General features: G+C 68.1%; 20 protein-coding genes and 4 pseudogenes. 6 read left to right on the top strand and 18 right to left on the bottom strand.

Translation table 11 applies throughout. The features are described from left to right. Nucleotides 1–289: 289 nt before the first annotated feature. Complete coding sequence (locus WKH84_RS04825; protein WP_341855814.1) at nucleotides 290–778, top strand: hypothetical protein; 489 nt, start codon at nucleotides 290–292, stop codon at nucleotides 776–778. Nucleotides 779–889: 111 nt separating this feature from the next. Here the strand turns inward: WKH84_RS04825 and WKH84_RS04820 are convergent, their stop codons facing one another. The 11 genes and pseudogenes from WKH84_RS04820 to WKH84_RS04770 form a co-directional block, all read right to left on the bottom strand. Continuing rightward, the gene (locus WKH84_RS04820) at nucleotides 890–1147 is read right to left on the bottom strand and encodes a hypothetical protein (RefSeq protein ID WP_341855813.1); all 258 of its coding nucleotides are present in this window, start codon (nucleotides 1145–1147) and stop codon (nucleotides 890–892) included. Continuing rightward, a complete protein-coding gene (locus tag WKH84_RS04815; RefSeq protein WP_341855812.1) occupies nucleotides 1144–1635 on the bottom strand; it encodes a hypothetical protein in 492 nt (163 codons plus the stop codon). Before WKH84_RS04815 ends, WKH84_RS04820 begins: the two co-directional genes overlap by 4 nt. Further along, nucleotides 1632–2777 carry a type IIL restriction-modification enzyme MmeI gene (locus WKH84_RS04810; RefSeq protein WP_341855811.1) on the bottom strand — a complete coding sequence of 382 codons (1146 nt, stop codon included), beginning with the start codon at nucleotides 2775–2777 and terminating at the stop codon, nucleotides 1632–1634. Before WKH84_RS04810 ends, WKH84_RS04815 begins: the two co-directional genes overlap by 4 nt. A 39-nt stretch (nucleotides 2778–2816) precedes the next feature. Next, nucleotides 2817–4067 (bottom strand): annotated as a pseudogene (locus WKH84_RS04805) (IS256 family transposase). A gap of 94 nt (nucleotides 4068–4161) precedes the next feature. Continuing rightward, the gene (locus WKH84_RS04800) at nucleotides 4162–4398 is read right to left on the bottom strand and encodes a DNA methyltransferase (protein WP_341856776.1); all 237 of its coding nucleotides are present in this window, start codon (nucleotides 4396–4398) and stop codon (nucleotides 4162–4164) included. After that, entirely contained in the window at nucleotides 4304–5881 is a 1578-nt protein-coding gene (locus WKH84_RS04795; RefSeq protein ID WP_341855810.1) for a type IIL restriction-modification enzyme MmeI, read from the bottom strand. Before WKH84_RS04795 ends, WKH84_RS04800 begins: the two co-directional genes overlap by 95 nt. A gap of 122 nt (nucleotides 5882–6003) precedes the next feature. Then, nucleotides 6004–6612, bottom strand: coding sequence for a hypothetical protein (locus WKH84_RS04790; RefSeq protein ID WP_341855809.1), 609 nt, complete (start codon nucleotides 6610–6612; stop codon nucleotides 6004–6006). Nucleotides 6613–6706: 94 nt separating this feature from the next. Then, nucleotides 6707–7231: a hypothetical protein gene (locus tag WKH84_RS04785; RefSeq protein ID WP_341855808.1), complete on the bottom strand. Its 525-nt coding sequence runs from the start codon at nucleotides 7229–7231 to the stop codon at nucleotides 6707–6709. A gap of 138 nt (nucleotides 7232–7369) precedes the next feature. Continuing rightward, the gene (gene istB / locus WKH84_RS04780; RefSeq protein ID WP_341855807.1) at nucleotides 7370–8161 is read right to left on the bottom strand and encodes an IS21-like element helper ATPase IstB; all 792 of its coding nucleotides are present in this window, start codon (nucleotides 8159–8161) and stop codon (nucleotides 7370–7372) included. Then, nucleotides 8161–9442: pseudogene (gene istA, locus WKH84_RS04775) on the bottom strand (IS21 family transposase). Before istA ends, istB begins: the two are co-directional and overlap by 1 nt. Nucleotides 9443–9489: 47 nt before the next feature. After that, a complete protein-coding gene (locus WKH84_RS04770) occupies nucleotides 9490–10251 on the bottom strand; it encodes a hypothetical protein (RefSeq protein ID WP_341855806.1) in 762 nt (253 codons plus the stop codon). Between the two features lie 408 nt (nucleotides 10252–10659). Between WKH84_RS04770 and umuD the strand changes: the two are divergent. From umuD to WKH84_RS04745, 5 genes and pseudogenes are all read left to right on the top strand, one after another. Continuing rightward, nucleotides 10660–11071 (top strand): annotated as a pseudogene (umuD, locus tag WKH84_RS04765) (translesion error-prone DNA polymerase V autoproteolytic subunit). Then, entirely contained in the window at nucleotides 11068–11916 is an 849-nt protein-coding gene (locus tag WKH84_RS04760; protein WP_341855805.1) for a hypothetical protein, read from the top strand. The pseudogene umuD and the gene WKH84_RS04760 overlap by 4 nt, the downstream one beginning before the upstream one ends. Continuing rightward, nucleotides 11820–12077: pseudogene (locus WKH84_RS04755) on the top strand (DNA polymerase V subunit UmuC); the annotation flags it as partial. The gene WKH84_RS04760 and the pseudogene WKH84_RS04755, both read left to right, overlap by 97 nt. 30 nt (nucleotides 12078–12107) lie before the next feature. Beyond that, complete coding sequence (locus WKH84_RS04750; RefSeq protein WP_341856775.1) at nucleotides 12108–12344, top strand: DUF4113 domain-containing protein; 237 nt, start codon at nucleotides 12108–12110, stop codon at nucleotides 12342–12344. Between the two features lie 60 nt (nucleotides 12345–12404). After that, nucleotides 12405–13100, top strand: a complete 696-nt coding sequence (locus WKH84_RS04745; protein ID WP_341855804.1) for an SOS response-associated peptidase — start codon at nucleotides 12405–12407, stop codon at nucleotides 13098–13100. A gap of 48 nt (nucleotides 13101–13148) precedes the next feature. Here the strand turns inward: WKH84_RS04745 and WKH84_RS04740 are convergent, their stop codons facing one another. From WKH84_RS04740 to WKH84_RS04710, 7 genes are all read right to left on the bottom strand, one after another. Continuing rightward, nucleotides 13149–13295 carry a hypothetical protein gene (locus WKH84_RS04740; protein ID WP_341855803.1) on the bottom strand — a complete coding sequence of 49 codons (147 nt, stop codon included), beginning with the start codon at nucleotides 13293–13295 and terminating at the stop codon, nucleotides 13149–13151. Nucleotides 13296–13382: 87 nt separating this feature from the next. After that, nucleotides 13383–13895 (bottom strand): hypothetical protein, encoded by a 513-nt coding sequence (locus tag WKH84_RS04735; protein WP_341855802.1) that lies wholly within the window; start codon nucleotides 13893–13895, stop codon nucleotides 13383–13385. 64 nt (nucleotides 13896–13959) lie between these two features. Then, entirely contained in the window at nucleotides 13960–14736 is a 777-nt protein-coding gene (locus WKH84_RS04730) for a metal-dependent hydrolase (protein ID WP_341855801.1), read from the bottom strand. A gap of 77 nt (nucleotides 14737–14813) precedes the next feature. After that, nucleotides 14814–15197: an RNA polymerase-binding protein RbpA gene (locus WKH84_RS04725; protein WP_341855800.1), complete on the bottom strand. Its 384-nt coding sequence runs from the start codon at nucleotides 15195–15197 to the stop codon at nucleotides 14814–14816. Beyond that, complete coding sequence (locus WKH84_RS04720; protein WP_341855799.1) at nucleotides 15197–15703, bottom strand: hypothetical protein; 507 nt, start codon at nucleotides 15701–15703, stop codon at nucleotides 15197–15199. Before WKH84_RS04720 ends, WKH84_RS04725 begins: the two co-directional genes overlap by 1 nt. Nucleotides 15704–15877: 174 nt before the next feature. Continuing rightward, nucleotides 15878–17614 (bottom strand): hypothetical protein, encoded by a 1737-nt coding sequence (locus WKH84_RS04715; RefSeq protein ID WP_341855798.1) that lies wholly within the window; start codon nucleotides 17612–17614, stop codon nucleotides 15878–15880. 8 nt (nucleotides 17615–17622) lie between these two features. Beyond that, on the bottom strand, nucleotides 17623–18534 hold the full coding sequence (locus WKH84_RS04710) for a hypothetical protein (protein ID WP_341855797.1): 912 nt from the start codon (nucleotides 18532–18534) through the stop codon (nucleotides 17623–17625). Nucleotides 18535–18980: the final 446 nt, after the last annotated feature.

The following is an 18980-nucleotide window of genomic DNA, read 5'->3' as shown; positions in this document are numbered from 1 at the left end:
AGATGGCGAGGAGACGAGCCGCAAACGCGGCGACCGCGGCGCGGGCGCCAGCCGTACGGAGCTGGAAGCTCCCGCCCGGAATCCAGCTGGCGCCGTTCGACAGCCCCGAGGCGCTCTGGTCGATCGACGAGGCGTCGTCCGCCTTCATCGCCGACTACGACTCTCCGCGGTCTCTCGCAGCGCGCCGAGAGCGACGCCGCAACGAGCTCGACGCGCTCTTCGCCGACGATCCAGCCTCCACCCCGAGCATCTTCGCTATCGCAGCGACCAACGAGGCTATGGACGGCCTGTGCGGTGCGCGCTCCTCGAGCCGTTCTGCGGCGAGGACCTCCTCGCGCAAGATCGCGACGCCGGCCGCCTCATGGCCCGCGCACACCGGGTGCTGGCCGCACTCTTCGTGGTGCCGGACGAACGGGGACGCAACATCGGGAGTGCTCTGCTTGATGTAGCGAGCCTGGCTGTCGTCGGAGATGGGGGCCGGTACCTCGAGGGATTCGTCGATGACCAGGACGGCGGCGTCGACTTCTACCGACGCGCCGGGGCATACGTCGGCGCCCACAACGAGCCCTTGCCTCCCCGCCCGCCGGTGAACCTCAAGACCATGCACTACCCCGGCAAGGATGGGCACTGGTTCTCTGTCGACGGATGGGCTCGCCACCACGACAAGATGTCCTGCTCACGATGCGGCGGCGCCTTCGACTTCCTCCCGGCGAACGGAGGAGACCTGCGGTGCCCTCGATGCCAGTGGCTAGGCGGCTCTCCTCGAAGTGGACGGTGACGCGAGGCGGCGACAGGTCGATGAGGGTCGATGTGCACGGCGAGGCTCTCTCGGAGCAGGCGGCACCTGCGCGCCTCCCGCCGAGACCGCTCGGCGGCGGCGAACTCGGACTCAGGAGTCCACATCGCCGCGGTGCACGCGGCCCCAGAGGCGGTTCCTGATGCGGCCGAGCATGCTGAGAGGCGGGGTTGGAGGCGTCGGCACGACCTGCAGCGACTCGGCGATCGAATGCCCGGACTCCACGAGATTCCTCTGTCCAAGTTGGTCGCGTCCGATGGAACGATGGATGCCCTGCACCGCCTTCACCAGGTCGTCCATGTCCTTCTGCACGACGAAGCTCGACGACCAGTAGGGTGCCCAATCGATCACGTAGCGGTCGGTGAACTCCTTCCCGGAGCGGCCCGGCCGTCGTCCCGAGTGCGGCGCGGCGGGGGCGGCGCGCCCCGGTACGACAGGGTGATCTCGAAGCGATCAGGAGCGCCCGCCCCCTTCCGCTCGTGGGCACGGTCCTCCCAGATCGTCGACCACTCGTCCTGCGGGACAAGGGTCGGGATGACATCGAAGACGGTGAGCCCTGGGTCCGTCACCGACTCGATGGCCGGCTCGCTCGCCATGCGCACGTCATAGGCGGCCGTGGATCCGAAGTTCTTCACGTAGAGCTCAACGATCCCGCCGGTGACCCGCCGAATACCCACGACCACGTAAGGGCGCGCCTGCTCGTCCTGGACCTGACGGGCGTGGCGAATCTGGACCAAGGCGAACCACGCCGTGACGATCGCAACGAGGAGAAGGAGCCAGTCCGTCAGCCATCCGTTCGCCCGCGCCCATGACCCGAGCGCGGCGACGAAGCCGATCACTGTGGCGCCTCTCCAGTCAGCTCGGCGTAGCGCTCGAACAGGATCTGCTGGCGCTCCTGCTCCGAACTGCATAGGCGTCGAGCCCCGAACGCCTTGTCCACTGCCGTGTTCAGCAGGCGGTGAGCCTTCGGCAACGCTGGGTCCATGGCCAGCGGGGCGTACTGCTGGGCGAGCGAGCGCTCCGGGTGGAGGGCGCGGGCTTCGAGCACGGCGCGGCCACCAGCTATCACTTGAGCCCTCAGCTTCTCGCCGATCTCAGGCAGAGGGAGGTTGTTCCAGACGAGCGTGTTGGAGAAGCGGAGATCGCTTTTCAGTCTCCCGCCGACTGCTCGCTGCCAGGCGATGAACATCGAGCTCGAGAGGATCGCAAAGAGGTAGCCGTCAGGGTCCTCGGTCTTGAAGTTGGCGTCCCCGCAGATCACCTCGGGCCCGAAGCTCGCGACCGTGGCGAACGGACGATCCTCCGAGAAATGGCGTGGGATACAGACGTACGGAACGTCTGGCTGTGAGCGCTGGCCGAAGAGGTGAGGAGTCATGGCCATACCCTGGGTGGACGGCGCCTTCGATGCCAAGCGGAACGTGCGCACGGCGTCGAGCCGGTCCCTGAGCACCTTGGAGCGTGCCACATCTGCGGGGTCGAGGTCGACGAGCCAGAGACACCACCGAGGCGTGTTGTGGATCAGCTCGCGAGCCTGAACGAATGGACGGACGTACTTCGCCGCAATGGGATCAGCGATGACCTCGGCGTACTGGTCGGGCTCGACGATCAGATGGCCGCCGTCGCGGGCCATGTTTCCGAAGACCGCTGGCCCGAGGCCGGCGCCGAGCACGGCGCGACGCCGCTCGACGAGCACCTTCGGCCCATCCACCAGGTATCCGTTGATCGCGGTGGCGGCGACCTCTGCGGGGTCCCCCTTCGGCCGCGCATAGCTGAACAGCCGTGGCGCCGGCCTCCGCTCCCGGTCGAAGCCGACGATGGCGCAATGGACCGCTGCGGCACCGGGCGCCTCGCTCGACCAGGCGAAGGTGCGGTGGGCGAAGCGGATGCGCCATCCGACGTCGAAGATCGGGCCGAACAAGGCAGGGACTGGCTCGCCCTGCGTGATCGAGTTCGTCGAGACGAAGGCGAAGCGACCGGTCAAGTCCCCGGAAGTGGTGTAGCGATCCTTCGGCGATAGGGATCAGGCTGTCAGCGCGGGAAGTGCATCGGTGCTCACCTCGTTCACGGGATTGGTGGTGAGGGTGAGGCGGCAACGGGCCAGGACGTCGAGGCCGAGGTAGCGGCGTCCTTCGGCCCATTCATCGGTCTGCTCGGCCAGGACCGCGCCGACGAGGCGGACGATCGCCTCGCGGGAGGGGAAGATGCCCACCGAGTCGGTGCGGCGGCGGATCTCGCGGTTCAGACGCTCGGTGGGGTTGTTCGACCAGATCTGGACCCACACATCCTTCGGAAACGCGGTGAACGCGAGGACGTCTGCGCGGGCGGCATCGAGGTGCTCGGCCACGGCCGGGAGCTTCTCACCGACGTAGTCCAGCAGACGCTCGAACTGCGCATTCACGGCCGCGGCGTCGGGCTGGTCATAGACGCTGTGCGAGCATCGCTTTCACGGCTGGCCACATGCCCTTGGGGCAGATGCTCATCAGATTCGCGGCGTAGTGGGTGCGGCGGCCTTCGCCAGGACGCTCCGGGCAGGTGAGCGGCGATCGCCTCGACCAGCCCCGCATGCGCGTCGGAGGTGACCAGGCGGACTCCGCCCAGGCCGCGGGCGACCAGGTCGGCGAAGAAGCTGTTCCAGGCCGCGCCGGTCTCGCTGGTCGCGACCCGGATGCCGAGGACTTCGCGGTGGCCGTCGCCGTTGACGCCGGTGGCGAGCAGGACGACGGCATTGATGACTCGTCCGCCCTCGCGGACCTTCATCGTCAGTGCGTCGGCGGAGACGAACGTGAACGGCCCGGCCTCGTCCAGGGGGCGGTGGCGGAACTGCTCGACGTGCTCGTCCAGATCGGCCGCCATGCGGCTGACCTGGGACTTCGAGAGGCTGTTGATGCCGAGGGTTTTGACGAGTTTGTCCATTCGGCGGGTGGAGACGCCGGCGAGGTAGCAGTCCGCGACCACGGTGATCAGGGCGGATTCGGCGCGTTTGCGGCGCTCGAGCGACCACTCGGGGAAGTAGGTGCCGGTGCGGAGCTTGGGGACGGCGACGTCGATCGTGCCGACGCGGGTGTCGAGGTCGCGGTGGCGGTAGCCGTTGCGCTGAGCGACCCGCTCGGGGCTGGGACGACCGTATTCCGCGCCGGCGACCGCGTCAGCGTCCGCGGACAGCGCGCTCGTTGATGATCCTTTGCAGCATCGTGCGCATCAGATCCGGGGAGGCTTCGGCCAGGGCTTCACCGAGCAGGCCGTGAGGGTCGACAATATGAGGAGCGGTCATCGTGATGACTCCGTTCGAGGATTCTGTGGAAGGTTGACTCGAAGGATCACACGGTGGCCGCGTCCTCGTCAGAGACGATCACGGGGCCACCGCGCTACACCACTATGCGGGACTCAACTAAGCGACCAGGGACGTCCCCGAAGAAGTCGAGAGCCTTGCGGTACCAGCCAGTAACGTAGTCGAGCCGGCCGATGTCCTTGCGGCCGCCACACGTCCCGCGCGGCTCCTGTGCCTGCTCAGCCGTCCGGGTCGCGTGGCCGAGGAAGGGCGGGTTGCCCATGATGACGGCGTTCGGGCTCGCAGGGAACACCTCGGCCCAGTCGGTGCGCAGAGCGTTGCCGACATTGATCCGAGCCGAGTCCTGCAACGGCGAAGATCGGGGCGGCGTAGCCGAGGGTGCGGTTCATGTCCTGGTTCGCCTGATGCTCGACGAGGAACATGGCGGTGCGCGCGATCGTCGCGGGCCACTCCTCGAGCTCGATACCGTGGAACTGGGCGAGCTTCACACGAACCAGGTCTTCGGCGCCGAGTGCTAGCTGGACACCCCTCCCGCGCTGGCCGTCACCTTGGATTCCCAGCTTGGATAGCCGATTCCCGCGTTGACGGTTCGCGCCCTCATCCTCGAGCTCTTGAATCCTCTGGTGAATGCGCGCTCCCAGTGCGCGCAGTTCCCGATAGGCGATGATCAGGAAGTTCCCACAGCCACACGCCGGGTCCAGGAACGTGAGCGATGCGAGATGGTCCAGCGGCTTCTCGAGCTCGCCCTTCCGTGCGCGAGCCTTCTCGAAGCGCCGCTCGAGCTCGTCGAGGAAGAGGGGGCGGATCACCTTGAGGATGTTCGTCTCGGTCGTGTAGTGCTCACCCAGGCTGCGACGGGCCTTCTTGTCCTTCACCGCCTGGAACAGGGACCCGAAGATGGCGGGAGAGATCGAGGACCAGTTGAAGTAGGCGGCCTGCGGCAGCAGTTCGCGGGATGCGCGGTCGAAGTAGGGGATGTCCACCGCTTCGCCGAAGACGGATCCGTTGACATAGGGGAATGCCATCAGCAAGTCGTCGTCCTTGCCGTAGCGCTTCTCCTCGGGCCGACTCAGGGCTTGGTAGAGCGTGGCGAGTCGCGCGCCGAGGTCGGATCCGTCCTCGCTGGTGCGCTCCTCGATCCAGCGCGAGAACAGATCCCGCTCCCACAGGCCCGCGTCATCGGCATACAGGCAGAACAGGGTGCGGATGAGGAAGATGCTGGCCTGGTGGTCGTCGTATCCGGTGGCTTCGAGGTGTTCGTAGAGCTTCGCCATGAGCTGGGCGGCCTTGACCGAGGCGGCTTCCTGCTCGGCCGATCCGAAGGACGTGCGGCGGTAGCCGGCCAGGAACAGCGACTTCTCGACATGGTCGGGCAACTGCTCGAGCGGGAACTCGAGGACATCCTGATCGCCCGGTTCAGGCTGAAGGTTCAGCAATCGGAAGCGCTTGAAGTCGCTGGTGATGACGTACCCAGGCTTCTCGTTCTCGGTCAGCGAGCCCATGTAGTCCAGCGCCTGATCCTCGGCCTTCGCGAGGTCCTCGCCGGCGGACTTCATCTCGATGAGCGCGGTCCCGGAGATCAGCGCGTCGATGTACCCGCGGTGCCCCGTCGTGGAGCGCTGCGCCCTCTTCTCGTAGACCGCCGCGGTGCGTCCGCTGACCCCGAACACACCCAGGAGCCCGCGCACGAACTCCTGCGCCTCGCCCCGCTCGTACCCCTCGGCATCCCGCCACTCCGCGACGAAGGCGCCGGCGCGCGAGCGGATGTCGGACACGACGAGAGGCTTCTGGCTCATGGGGTACATCATCCCAGGGCATACGGGTCAAGGAGGTCATTCCTCCATACGGTCGACGGGTCGCTGTCCAGTGTGTGCTCTCGCGCGCCGATGCTTACTGAGGTAGAGAGCGAGAGTCTCCGTCATTTCGCCACGCTGTAGCGGAGCGGCGCGGAGAGGGACGCGCGGATCGGAAGTGCTCCCTGAGGGCTGGTCCGGAACGTGAAGCACAGCAAGTCAGGAGTGCGCAGATCGACGATGGTGGCCGAGGAGATGTACCGGCGCCGCGACTGCCCGGGTCGAGGTGGGGCGTCGACCCATCTCGAATCGAGGGCAAGATGAGAGGGGAGCGCCAGCGAGTAGAAAACCACCGTGTGCCGGTCGGTCAGCCTCGTGTGCCACTCAGCGAAGCTGGCGTCGACACGATCGTCAATCGTCCAGTCGAGGTCGAGACCCTTCCGAGAGCGTCCGAAGGTGGGGTCGGAGATGCTCTTCGGGACCCCGAGGTGGATCCCGAGTAGCGCGGACCCGGTAGCGTCCCGGCACATTGACTGCGCCTTGCCCACGTCTGTTAGCGGCGGCTGGTTAACCCCGTGCATCAGGTCGGCGTAGCGGTGGGCTGAGGAGTAGTCGCCGTTGTGAACAGCCCGGGCGGTCTTGGCGAGCGGCTCCGTGGCTGATTCGTAGTCCCAATAGTCGGACGCTTCGGCAATCAGGTCGTTGTGCGCTTCAGAGGGCTTGCGGACGGGCACGATGTCTCCCGAGGAGGTTCGGCGGGGGTACGGGCATGACCGTATCAGTAGGGAACCTACAGGTGCAAGGACCTCACATGTAAACTTCGAGAACTCAGCGAGGCTTGCTTGGCGCGCTGAGCTTCGCCCGTGAGATCTCCGTCTGATCCACGCCCTGATACTGGGTGTGCGCCTTCACCGTTCCGGTGAGCGCGACCTCTGTGCCGGACTCGACCGACTGGATCGACCCCGTCTTCCAGACGATCTCGTGCCCTTTGGCATCGCGCAGTGTGATGATCTGGAAGGGCTCGTCCCCGTAGGGGTAGGCGTGGCGGGGCCGGGGGGACTCGTACACGTTCGTGACGGTCGCCGGGATGTTGCGCACGCGCGTCTTGACCGGGGCGATGAAGCCGTCTGCGGTCGACTGGAGGCGATCAAGCTGGGCCTTCTCCTTCGCGGCCTCTCGCTGCTGGCGGCCGTAGACGGCGACGGCGCTGATGACCGTCCCCTCCATCTTCTCTGTCGCGAACCCGGCCTCGAGGGCCGTGGCGAGGTTGCGGCCATAGTCCGAGTCGGTCCCCACTGCGGTGCCCGACGAGATGACGTCGTCGATGAGCTCCGAGGAGAGCACGTCCTGCATCTGCTTTGCTGTGCCTGCTCTCGCTCGGCGCGCATCTCCGGGGTGAGGCGTCGGTAAGGGTGGGTGTGTCAACGGCGGGTGAAAATTGACCCCTTATCGACGGCTGAATTTTGACCCCTCTGTCGGGGTGGTGTTTGTCTACTTCGTGTTGGTTGTGGTCGTCTTCAGGAGCTCGCGGCGGGCTCGGGTGCGGTAGGAGTCGCCGGAGAGGGTGAGGACCTCGGCGTGGTGGACGAGGCGGTCGATCATGGCGGCCGCGACGATGTCGTCGCCGAAGATCTCGCCCCATCTCCCGAACGGCATGTTCGAGGTGACCAGCAGCGAGCCCTGCTCGTAACGGGCGGCGATGAGTTGGAAGAACAGGTTCGCTGCGGTCGCGTCGAAGGGGATGTAGCCGATCTCGTCGATGATCAACAGCTTGTAGCGCCGCGCCTTCTTCAGCTCCTTGTCCAGGCCATCGGTCGCGTGGGCCTGTTGGAGGCGGGCGAGCCATCCGGTCGCGGTGTCGAACAAGACCGGATAGCCCGCGTGCGCGGCCTTCAGTCCCAGACCGATCGCGAGGTGGGTCTTGCCCACCCCGGGTGGCCCCAGGAGCACTACGTTCTCGGCCTTGGGGATGAACGTGCAGGTCGCGAGGTGCGCGAGGATGTCCCGGCGGAGCGAGGGCTGGTGGTCCATCGTGAAGTCCTCCAGCGTCTTCAGTTGCGGGAAGTGCGCGCCGCCGATCCGGATCCGAGCTCCGGACTCCTCGCGCTCGGCGACCTGCCGGGCCAGGACCGCGGCGAGGTACTCCTCGTGGCTCCAGGCCTGGTCACGAGCGGTCTCGGCGAGGTCCTCGAACACCCTGGTGATCGTCGGGGTCTTCAACACCCTCGCCAGATAGGTGATCTGTGAGCCTGGGTCCTTCTCGGGAATGGTCGTAGTGGTCATCAGCTGGTCCTTGTCGAGTGGTCGGGAGCGTGGAAGTCGATGCCGAACAGGTCGTCGTAGTCCGGCAGGGCGCGCATCTGCACGAGGTGCCCGTCCGCATGGGCCCGGGGTCCTCGATCTCTGCTGGTGGCCTTCTGATAGGCGCTACGGAGCACGGCGGCGGCCGCGACGTGCTCGGGGTCGGTGATCACCTGCCGCTTCGCCCAGCGGCGCTCATGCGGCGCCACGACCCTGCCCTCGCAGGTGACCCGGACCTGCTCGAGAGAGACGATGATGTCGACGAACCTGCCGATCACGCGGGGGTCGACGGAGTAGTCGCAGGTCTCGAACCGCACGTAGTACTCCCTGCCCAACCGGATCCGGGACCGGGTCCCGGTCGTCGGTGCCACCGGGGGCGACACCGTCATCGCTGCAAGGTCTCTGCCCAGCACGTCGACCGGCCGGCCACCGGCCCCTGACCCGGTGGCCGGGGCCAGGGACCGCACCATCCGCTGGTTCGCGCGCAGCGAGCCAGTCGCCGAGCTGGGCGTTGAAGTCCTGGGGCGAGGTGAATGCCCTGCCCGGGAGGAACGAGGTCTCCAGATATCCGTTGGTCCGCTCGACCATGCCCTTGGTCTCCGGGTCCCGTGGTGGGGCGAGCACGATCCGGGTTCCCAGGGTGCCCGCGAACGCAGCCGCCGGTGGGGAGGGGCGTCCTCTGCCGCCGATCGCGGATTCCCGGTCCCACCACAGAGTCTTCGTGACCCCGCCGAGGGAGTGGATGATCGACCACATGCCCGCCAGGATGTCGCCGGCAGTGCGGGAGGGGATCATCTGGGCTGCGATAACTTTCGAGAACGCCAGCGTCATCACCAGCACCGGCGAGCATCGCGACCTGGCCGCCACCGACCGGGATCCGTGGCTCGGGGAACCACAGATCACACTGCGTGGTCTGCCCGGGATGATGGACGAGCTTGTCGACCGGGTCCGCTTCGAGGAACAGCGGCCGCGGCTCCTGACCCGCTCCTTGAGGACCGTCAGTGAGCGCTCCCACCCGATCCGTTCCGCGATCACCGTTGCCGGCATCCTCGGGAACTCAGCGAGCAGCGCTCGGATCTGAGGCTCGACCGCATCCACAATCGAGCCCTTGAGCGCCCGCTGATACTCCGGCGGTGCGTCGGACGCCAACGCGGAACGCACCGTGTTTCGCGCGATGCCCAGACGCCTGGCGATCTCCTTGATAGGAACCTTCTCCGACCGGTGCAAACGCCGGATCTCTGCCCAATCCTCCACTGCGATCATCCTCCAAGAGTGATGCAGGGGGTCAAGATTCATCCGTCGCATAGGGGTCAGTTTTCACCCGGCGGCGACAGGGTGCCGAATAGGTCGCTGATGCGGTCCGCGGTGGACTGGGCGCCCCACTCCATGGCGCGATTCTTGGAGACGTAACGCTTGCCCATCTCGGAGGCGACCAGTGCCTTTGCGATCAGCTCCCGATTGTTCTCCACCTGCATCTCGTGCACCGGAGCGGGCTCGTCGTCGGGGGCGAACTCGTCCAACCCCTTGCCGAAGGTCCACAGCCCCCTGGGCTTGATCCCGAGGAACGCTTCCATACACGAGGCTCCGACCTGGAGGGTCTGCCCGGTTTCCGGGTGGGTGACGAGGTAGGTGGTGTTGCGGTCGCGGAACTTCCCGCAGTGGTCACATCGGCCGGGCTCGGGGCGCCACCCTTCGAAGTCATGACCAGGAGCCGTGCGCATTATGAACTCGTCGGTGCCCGGTACGCGGTCCAAGGCGGCGGCGAACTGCCATCCCTCGTGCGAGATCGAGGGCCTGTTCAGCGCGACCTTCGAGTACTGGAACGCGTAGATCTTCCCGAGTGCGTAGCCGTCCTGATCCACTTCCTGCCGTGTGGGCACCCGATGCTCGACGGGCTCATCCTCGCGATCAAGGACGAATCGGTCGGTGAAGCCCTCCCGTTCGAGTCGACGGTTGGCGAGGTCGACCTTGTGCTCGGCCCGGTCGACCATCCACGTGGGGACGCGACGTGTCGACCTTGAGCCCCCGTCGCCGGATTCGAGGTGGACGGGCGACTGCGCGGCGATCTCCACCTCGGCCTCTCCCCGGTGGATGCTCCCGAACTCGCCCTTGTTGCCGCTCTCGCCGGTATCTCGCTTGCGGATCTTGGCCATGGTCACTCCCAGCGAGCGTAGAGGGTGGTCAGGTGGGAGTGGGAGGCGCGCCCGGCATCGTCATCGGTGACGGTACGGTCCCGCTGCAGGGTCGGGGTGCTCATGGCGCCTCCATTCGAAACGGTCTCGCTCCGGGAAGTGGGCGGGGCGGTGCCGCCGCAGTACGGCCGGACGTCCAAGCTCCCCGGCTTGGAGGGGTGGAGGGGGTGACGATCACGAGGCGACTCGAACACAAGTTCGAGAATGGTCCCACTTGCGGCGTACGATCACCCCGTCATGCCGCGCCGTGGGAAGGAGACCCGAGTGCTCTCGACGACCCCGCGGCCGCTGGACGCCTCCACCCGCGCCCTGCCGCTGGCGACCCCCGTCGCGGTCCCCGCGGGATACCCCAGCCCTGCGCAGGACTACTACGACGGCCCCATCGACCTCACCGCGCGGACTGATCGACGACGAGCTCGCGACCTTCATCATCCGCGTGAGCGGGGAGTCGATGGTCGACGCAGGGATCGCCGATGGTGACGAGCCGCTCGTGGACACCTCGAAGACGCCCCGCCCGGGCGACGTGGTCGTCGCGCGCGTCGACGGGGAGTTCACCGTCAAGCGGCTCGACGTGACCGCCAGCGGCGTCGTCTTGCGCGCCGAGAGCCCCGGGCACCCAGACATCGTCGTCCCCGAGCTCTCGGACCTCTCGATCTTCGGAGTCGCGACGTTCTGCCTGCACCACCTGCGGCGCCGATGATCGCCCACGTCGACGTCAACTCCGCCTACGCCAGCTTCGAGAGGGTCTTCGACCCATCCCTCGACGGGGTGCCCGTGGTGGTCCTGTCCAACAACGACGGCATGGTCGTCGCCGCCTCCCGTGAGGCGAAGGAGATGGGTCTGGACCTCGGCAAGCCCTGGTTCGAGCTACGGCCGATCGCCCAGAGGCTCGGCGTGCGTGCGCTCAGCAGCAACTACGAGCTCTACGGCGACATGTCGAGAAGGACGATGGGGATCCTCGAGCGCTTCACCCCAGACCTGGAGGTCTACTCGATCGACGAAGCCTTCCTGTCCGTCCCGCCTCGGTTGATCACCGATCCCGACGCGATGATGGCCTGGGGCAGAGAGATCCGCGAGACGCCGCGCCGGCTGCTCGGCGTGCCCGTCTGCGTCGGCATCGCCGAGACCCGCACCCTCGCCAAGCTCGCCAACCGCACCGCGAAGAAGCTCGACGTGTTCGAGGGCGTCTGCGTGTGGCCGGCCTGCCGGCTCGAGTGGCGCCAGCGGCTCATGCGGCGCCTCCCCGTCACCGAGGTGTGGGGCATCGCCTCTCGCCTCGAGCGCCGCCTCGCGGTACTAGGCATCCACACGATCCACGATCTCGCCACCGCGGACCCGGTGATGATCCGCCGCGTCCTGAACGTCGTCGTGCGGCGCGCACCGCGCTCGAGCCGCGCGGAGTCCCCTGCATCGGCCCCGAGGAGGACCGCACCGGGAAGAAGGACCAGATCATCGTCTCGCGATCCTTCTCTGAAAAGATCACCACCGCCTCCGGCATCCGTCAGGCCCTCAGCGTCTACGCCCAGCAGGCCGCGACCCGCCTGACCAAGCACCGCCAGGTCGCCCGGACCGTCCACGCCTTCGCGAGCACCAGCCACTGGAGCGAACAACGACACTCCGCTGCCGTCATCGTTCCCCTCGAGCCGCCGACCGCGGATCCCGTCGAGCTCACCCGCGCCGCTCACCTGCTCCTGCCGCGGATCCAGGAGGGCGCTCGGTACGCCCGCGCCGGGATCATGATCACCGATCTGACCACCGCCGGCGCCGAGCGGCCCTTCGATCTGTTCCGTCACGTCCACGAGGACGCCGGGATCGCCACCCTCATCGACGACGTCCAGAGGAAGGTCGGTGGTGAGGTCCTCGGCCTGGGTTGGGGAGGACTGCGCCCGGGACCGTCGTGGCAGATGAAGCGCGAGATGCTCACTCCGCGCGCCACCACGCACTGGGACGAGCTGATCACCGCCACCATCTGACCTCGCCGCGCGAGGCGAGTACCGTGCACTGCATCGGCAAGATCTCTCGAGGAGGCACGGGTGTGCGGGCGCTTCGCAATAAATGACCAGGTCAACGACCGTATCAGCGAGTTCGTCCGGGACACCGGCCGCGACTTCCACGAGTGGGACCCCTTCACCAGCTGGAACGTGAAGCCCACTCAGCAGATCCCGGCCCTGCTCGAGACCCTCGCCGAGGACGGAGAGGTGCAACGTCGCTCCGCGGCCGCGCGATGGTCCCTCGTCCCGCCCTGGGCGACCGACCTCAAGCGGCGCTTCCCCACCTTCAACGCCCGCTCCGAGGGCCTGGCCGAGAAGCGCACCTGGCGCGGCCCCCTCAAGAGCTCGCGGGCGCTGATCCCGGCCGCCGGCTACTACGAGTGGCAGACCGCCGAGGACGGCACGAAGACCCCGCACTGGATCCACCTCGAGCGACCCCTCAACTTCGCCGGCCTGTACTCCTGGTGGAAGCCCAAGGGGGACGACGCGGCCGACTGGCTCCTCACCGCGACCATTCTCACGCGGCCCTCCGTCGGGCCCGTCGCCGAGCTCCACGATCGGGCACCGCTGATCCTCCCCGATGAGGCGCGGCCCGACTGGCTCGACCCGGCCACCGAGGGCACCCAGGCCCTCGTCGATGCGATGGTCGACGCCTCCACCCCGCTCACCGAGCGGCTCGAGTTCCATCCCGTGCGTCCGCTGCGCGGTGACGGACCGGAGCTCATCGAGCCCGCCTGAGCTGCGAGAAGGGGAGACATCAGCTCTCGCTGCCGCCTCCCCGATGCGTCACCGTCGGTGCCGTCCGCCACGACCCCGACGATCCCGCCTGCCTCGCTGATCCTCCAGCAGACGCAGTACGCCTGCGAACAGGTTCAACATCGCCGTCACCAGTGCCACCGCCATGACCAGCGTCTCTGCGATCTGACCGATCACCTCCTCCCGTGGGCGCGTCAGCCTACGCAGGACCACCGACGGTCGGCCAGCGTCCGAGGCGGGCTCGCGTGTCCGCCCCGAGAGGGGTCAGAAGTCGTACCCCGGCTCGTCGTCCGGGGCGTCTTCGTCGTCGGGTGCCGGAGGTGCGCTCTTCTCAGCGGAGGCCGACTTCTTCTGCTGTCGGGCCTTCCGCGCAGGGGAGGGATCGTCCTCGGGTCCCTCCGCCGAAGCCTCGTCGGCGGCCGCGGTCTCCTCGCCGAGATCGCGACGGATCAGGCCGATCACCGCGTCCAGTCGCTCCATCCTCTCCTCGAGCTCGTCACGCCGCACGACGAGACGGTCCAGTCGCAGGCGGGCCGCCTCGTCCTTGCCCTCGACCTCCAGGGTGCCCGCGACGACTCGCGTGGGGCACGGGTAGGGCACGCGGGCGGTCTCGGCCGAGAACCCCCACTCCTCGCCATCGCCGGTCGCCTGGCTCAGCGCCTCCGTGCGCAACCTGGTGCACTCCTCGCAGATGACGTCGACGTCGAAGCCGTTCTCGTCATGGTCGACCAGCGCGGGGCCGTGCGGCTTGCGGACGGAGTCGATCAGAGATGCCATGGGGTTCCTCCTGGATAGGTGGTCGTTCGGGAGCAGTGGGCGAGGACGGTCTGCCGCAGGACGTTCACCAGGCGGCCGTCAGCGGCTGGGCCGCCGCGAACAGCGTCGCGCCGAGCGCCGCGGCGGCGTAGATGCTGATGCCCGCGCACAGGACCCACTCGCGAGTCTCGCCAGCGTCACCGAGGAGCGGGAGGGCGATGTTCCCGTTCGTGTGCCACAGCACCGTGGATCTCGAGGGCTTCACGACCAGAGGCCACGTCGGGAAGGGGACCCCGGCAGTGGTCAGCAGATCGCCCAGCAGGTGCACGAGCACTCCCAGCCCCACCGCGAGCGGGAGCCATATCGAGGTGTCCGGGGCGAAGGCGGCGACCAGGAGGCCGCTGGACAGGCCGACCAGCCACGGGGTGAGCCCGGCGCGCACGATGTTCATCGCCCGCGTCGCGAACACGCACATCGCCGTCACCACCAGCACGGCCCCGATCTGCACCTCTCCGAGCGGCGGCACCGTGGAGCGCCAGTCCAACCTGGACACCAGCAGGGCACCTGCGGCGAAGGCGAGAGCCGCCAACGGCGTGTGAGTCGCGCCGCGGTGTCCGGCGACGGCGCCGACCGTGGAGGTCAGGGAGCGGGACATGCCGCCGGCGGAGCGCGCGATCGTCGCGCTGGGGTGGTCGATGTCCGGCAGGAGGGCCGCGCCGGTGGCGACGACGGTCCCTGCCAGCACCTGCTGGCCGTCCAGCCCCATCACGTCCAGCCCCGTGGGGTGACCGGCGATCTTTGCGGAGCTCGCCAGGGCCAGCCAGGCCGCGCCGCCGCTGACGGCGTGATGGCCACCCATCATGGGTATCGTCCTCCTCCAGCTCTCGGCATCTGCGGGGCTCGGTCGGGGAGTGGGCGGGGCGACTCACCCGCCGGACGTCAGCGGTGCGACGGGCCGGAGCGGAGCTTGCCGGTGCGCAGCGGCGCGAGGCGGGAATCCAGAAGGCGCTCCAGCTCCTCCTCGCTGCGACGCTCTTTCAGCTGTGCCCAGTGGCTCTTGGGCGGCAGATTCCGGGATGTCCTGGCCGTGCCGAGCGGCTCGGCGCCCTCGTCCGGCTCCTCCGTGCACTCTGCCGACTCGCGGCACCTCCGGCAGGGCCACAGCGCCGGGATCGGGGCTTGCGGGTGCATGGGCACGGAGGTCGTGAGCTCGCACTGTCCGCAGAGGTAGGCGACCAGGCGGGGAGGGATCGGGCAGACGCCCTCGGGCCGTTCGGCGGAGATCCTCCGATGAGGGACGGCGCCGACGAGCGTGGCCGGCATCAGGAGGCCGCCAGATCGTCGTGCTCGATCACCTCGATGATGCCCAAGCTCTGCGGCGTCTCCAGCATCACGACGTCATCGGTCGGGTCGATCCAGGCGACGTTCCCGACGGGCTGGTCCCGGCCCGTGAAAGGGGAGAACAGCGAGCTCACCAGGACCAGGGGGACCTTGTGCTCCCACCGCGGCCCGGGGTCGACGGTCTCGCGCGGGGCCAGCAGGGTGCTCCAGGTGTCCTCGTCGGTCGCAGAGTCGAGGTCCTCGCGCCGCACGGCGGTGGCTACGAGCGACTCCTGGACGGCGGTGGCGATGACGATCGCCTGCTCCAACCGCATGAGGAACAGCGGCTCGGGGTCCTGCTCCTCGAGGTACTCCTCGCCGATCACGGCGGCCAGCGGCTCGTCGTTGCGGTCGGCGCGGATGAGGCGGTCGCCGAGACGGATCGAGAACTGTCCGCCTCCCGAGTCGATGTCGGCGACGTCGGTCTGGTCGGTGCTCCACGTGCTCATGGGGTGCTTCCTCGGTCGAAGGGGATGTGGGGTATGCACTTCTCCCAGTGGGCGGGGGATCGGCGATCGGACATGGAGAGCGGGGAGCGCTATCCCCGTGCGCTCCCCGCTCAGCAGGTCTGCCCCACATCCCTGCACTGGTGACAGTGGGCGGGGCAAGGTCTGATCGACCGATCAGGCGCCGGCCTGTTTCGCCGCCCGGGCCGCGGCCGCGGCTCCGGTGAGCTCGGTGCCGTCCTCGGAGTAGACCCGATCCGATGCGGCCTTCGGCACCCGGCGGCCGTTCCACGGATCGTCGTCGCCCAGCTGTCCGGATCCCTCGTCGAGGTCGTCCATCCCGGTGTGCTCGGCGATCTCGGCGCGAGTGGGCTCCGGGCGGCTGGTCCGGCGGACGGTGCTCGAGCGCGCCAGCCTTCCAGCGAACTCATCGGTGGAGGCGAAGTACCCCTTGAACACGGTCGAGGGCTGACCCTCGGTCTCGGTGACGCCGACTCCCTTCGAGACCCCCGCGGTGGTGCGCACGTTCTCGGGGACCACGGCGACTGAGTCCGGGGCGGAGAACGCGTTGGCGCGCTGGTTGTCCGAAGCGTTGGGTCCCATCAGGAACCGGTTGCCACAGGCGGCCTTGAGCGCCGTGGACACTCCCGTCTTCGTGTTGCCCAGCTGGGTGGAGACGAACACGTGCACGCCGACGAATCGCATCTCGAGCGAGATCTTCTGGATGAAGGTGGCGACCATGTCCTTGTAGCCGTTGGTCATCTCCGCCTCCACCCGCATCGGGTGGTCCTTGGGCGACGCCTTCGGGACCCGCTCGGGGGTCATCAGACCGGTGTACTCGTCGGCGATCAGTACGACCGGGCGGAACGAGGGGTCATCGGTGATCGAGAACCAGTTGTTGATCCCCCGCTTCTTGAGGACCGCGGCGCGGCGCTTGCCTTCGGCGTAGACCATCCCGCAGGTCGCGACCATCGCTTCGTAGCTCTCGCATCCCCAGCCGCCGTCGCGGACGTAGGGTCGCAGCCACTCGAAGTCGACGGCCTTGTCCGGGGTGTCCACGATGGCGATCTCGGCGCCGGTCTGCGCCATCCAGTACGCGAAGGCGTTGATGTTCACGCTCTTGCCGGACATCGGCAGGCCCTGCAGGAGCGTGTGGGAAGCGCTCCTGAGGTCCAGACGGAACTCGGGACCGGTCTCCTCGCCGGGGCGGCCGATGGCGCGACCGATGGGGGCCTGGGTCCAGGCGGTGTCGGAGGGGGAGGAGAACGTGGGGATCTCGCGATCGAAGGGGTAGGGGATCATCGCGGGGAATGTCGGGGGCTCGGCCGGGATGATCTGGGCGCGCAGCGACTTCGCGTCCGCGTCGACGTACCAGCCGGGGAGCCCTACGACGTTCTGGGCGACCTCGGCGAGCTTCTCGTCGTGCTTGGAGGGCATGTACGCCTTGGGCGCCTGCAGAACGAACCCGCCGCCACGGCGAGCGGCGACCCGCACGTCCCACGGCTTGACCGACAGGGCGGTCGCCACGGCCTCGCGGCGGCGGACGGCGTCCTCGGGCGACTTCTCGAGCACGGCGCTGCTGAGGTGGGGCTCGAAGCGCGTCATGGTGTAGCCGGGGTACTGGTTCTCCAGCCGGGTCGCCTCGCGCTCCCCGTCGGAGGGCTTGGCCCCGGTGCGCAGACTCGCCACGAGGCGGGTGGACCCCTTCTCGGCGACCACCTCGGTGACGGCCCGGGTGCGCTCGAAGGTCACCGTGTCGGTGGCGGGGTCGAAACCGACGACCTTGAATCCGGTGCCGGCCGCGTCGCTGACCTTCTTCTCGACGGCCTTGACGTGTGCATCGTTGTGCGGGTCGAACCCGGGGATCTGGTGACGGGTCCGCTGGACCTGTGCTCCGCTGCTCGTGTTCGTCACGGTGGCGCTCACTCCTCGGTCCCGAGGTTCTCCGGCGTGAAGCTGTTGGAGACCTCCACGAACACCGGCTCGTACACCGTCCAGAGCCCCTGGGCGATCTCGGACAGCTGAGGGACGATCTCGTCGACCAGGAGGGCGCCATTGACGCCGGGACGGTCGGCCTGCTGCTGCAGATGGGTGAGCAGGGCGGAGATCTCCGGCTCCGAGGTGAAGCGGGTACGGGCGACGCGCACCAGGGTGCTGACTGCACGGGCGGGATCCGAGGTGCCGAGGGGACCAAGGTCCCCGCCTTCGACGAGCTCGCACAGGGCCACGGTGTCCACGGCCGAGAGAGCGACGGACGCCTTCCCGAAGGACTCCACGAGGGCCAGTGCTGCGATGGAGGCCCAATCGGAATCCTCGGAGCTCTCCGGGACGAACACGCCGGAGATGTCGATGGCATCGAGAGCCTCGTCCTCGGCGCCGGCCCACCAGGCGGCGATGCGGTCCTGCGTGGCGGGGTCGTCGGCGTCGAGGTCGTAGAGCGCGAGGATGTCGAGCCATCCGGCGGTCTCGACGTCGTACAGCCCGGAGCCCCACATCTCGAAGGCCACGCGCAACGCCCAGGCGTCGTCGCTCTCGACGACGATGTCGGCGCCGTTGCCGGGGTCGATCTCGAGACGCTCGCGAAGCGGTTCGGGCGACCACATGAACGGGTAGCGCAGAGCATCGGGGCGCACCTCGACGGTTCCTCGCAGCGGGGCTCCGTCCGTGTAGGCCGGCAGTGGGAAGGAGACGGCGGGGGAGGTGATCAGGCGCTCGTCGGGGAGGCCGAGGATGTCGCGGGCCAGGCCGATCCTCAGCACCTGCGGGATGGTCCGCTCCGGCGGCGTGAGGCTCTCGCCCGGCCGCAGCAGGTAGCGGGCTCGTCGGGTGTGCATGGGGTCCTCCCCGAGTCGTGGTGATCTGTACGTCCACCCATATGCGAAGGAGCCCGTCCGGACGCCCCGGGCACTGCCGGCGGAGGCCGGGCACCCCCGTGCGCCAACGGGCGGAATCCCTGGTCAGGCCCCGAATGCAGGGGGATCTCCACCGTGCGCCGACGTCGCTCCACCCATCGAACGTGCAGGTCAGTCCGGGAACGCCACCATATCCCTCCTTTCTCTCTATAACTCTTAAAGAGAAATATGCATGTATGTATAAGGGGGATATGAAACCAGATACCCCTCATAGGTCATACGGGGGACGGTGCGATGGGGGATCCGGTGTCAATCCCGTTCCGACCTGCGCATCCAGAGGCTCCAGCAGGGTGGGGGCGCGACGCGCAGGGGTGGAGGGAACCCGCTCAAGCCGGGCCAGACAGGACGATGTGGCACCTCGACGACTG

Origin of the sequence: Brachybacterium sp. GPGPB12 (assembly GCF_038396325.1) — a bacterium.
GTDB lineage: Bacteria > Actinomycetota > Actinomycetes > Actinomycetales > Dermabacteraceae > Brachybacterium > Brachybacterium conglomeratum.
This window is presented reverse-complemented; position numbering and strand designations above follow the sequence as displayed.

Bases quoted from the DNA above. Each gene is read 5' to 3' on its own strand.
- WKH84_RS04795 (WP_341855810.1), bottom strand. From the start codon at position 5,881: ATGAGCCAGAAGCCTCTCGTCGTGTCCGACATCCGCTCGCGCGCCGGC.
- WKH84_RS04785 (WP_341855808.1), bottom strand. From the start codon at position 7,231: ATGCAGGACGTGCTCTCCTCGGAGCTCATCGACGACGTCATCTCGTCG.
- istB (WP_341855807.1), bottom strand. From the start codon at position 8,161: ATGACCACTACGACCATTCCCGAGAAGGACCCAGGCTCACAGATCACC.
- WKH84_RS04760 (WP_341855805.1), top strand. From the start codon at position 11,068: ATGATCGCCCACGTCGACGTCAACTCCGCCTACGCCAGCTTCGAGAGG.
- WKH84_RS04750 (WP_341856775.1), top strand. From the start codon at position 12,108: ATGATCACCGATCTGACCACCGCCGGCGCCGAGCGGCCCTTCGATCTG.
- WKH84_RS04735 (WP_341855802.1), bottom strand. From the start codon at position 13,895: ATGGCATCTCTGATCGACTCCGTCCGCAAGCCGCACGGCCCCGCGCTG.
- WKH84_RS04730 (WP_341855801.1), bottom strand. From the start codon at position 14,736: ATGATGGGTGGCCATCACGCCGTCAGCGGCGGCGCGGCCTGGCTGGCC.
- WKH84_RS04725 (WP_341855800.1), bottom strand. From the start codon at position 15,197: ATGCCGGCCACGCTCGTCGGCGCCGTCCCTCATCGGAGGATCTCCGCC.
- WKH84_RS04720 (WP_341855799.1), bottom strand. From the start codon at position 15,703: ATGAGCACGTGGAGCACCGACCAGACCGACGTCGCCGACATCGACTCG.
- WKH84_RS04710 (WP_341855797.1), bottom strand. From the start codon at position 18,534: ATGCACACCCGACGAGCCCGCTACCTGCTGCGGCCGGGCGAGAGCCTC.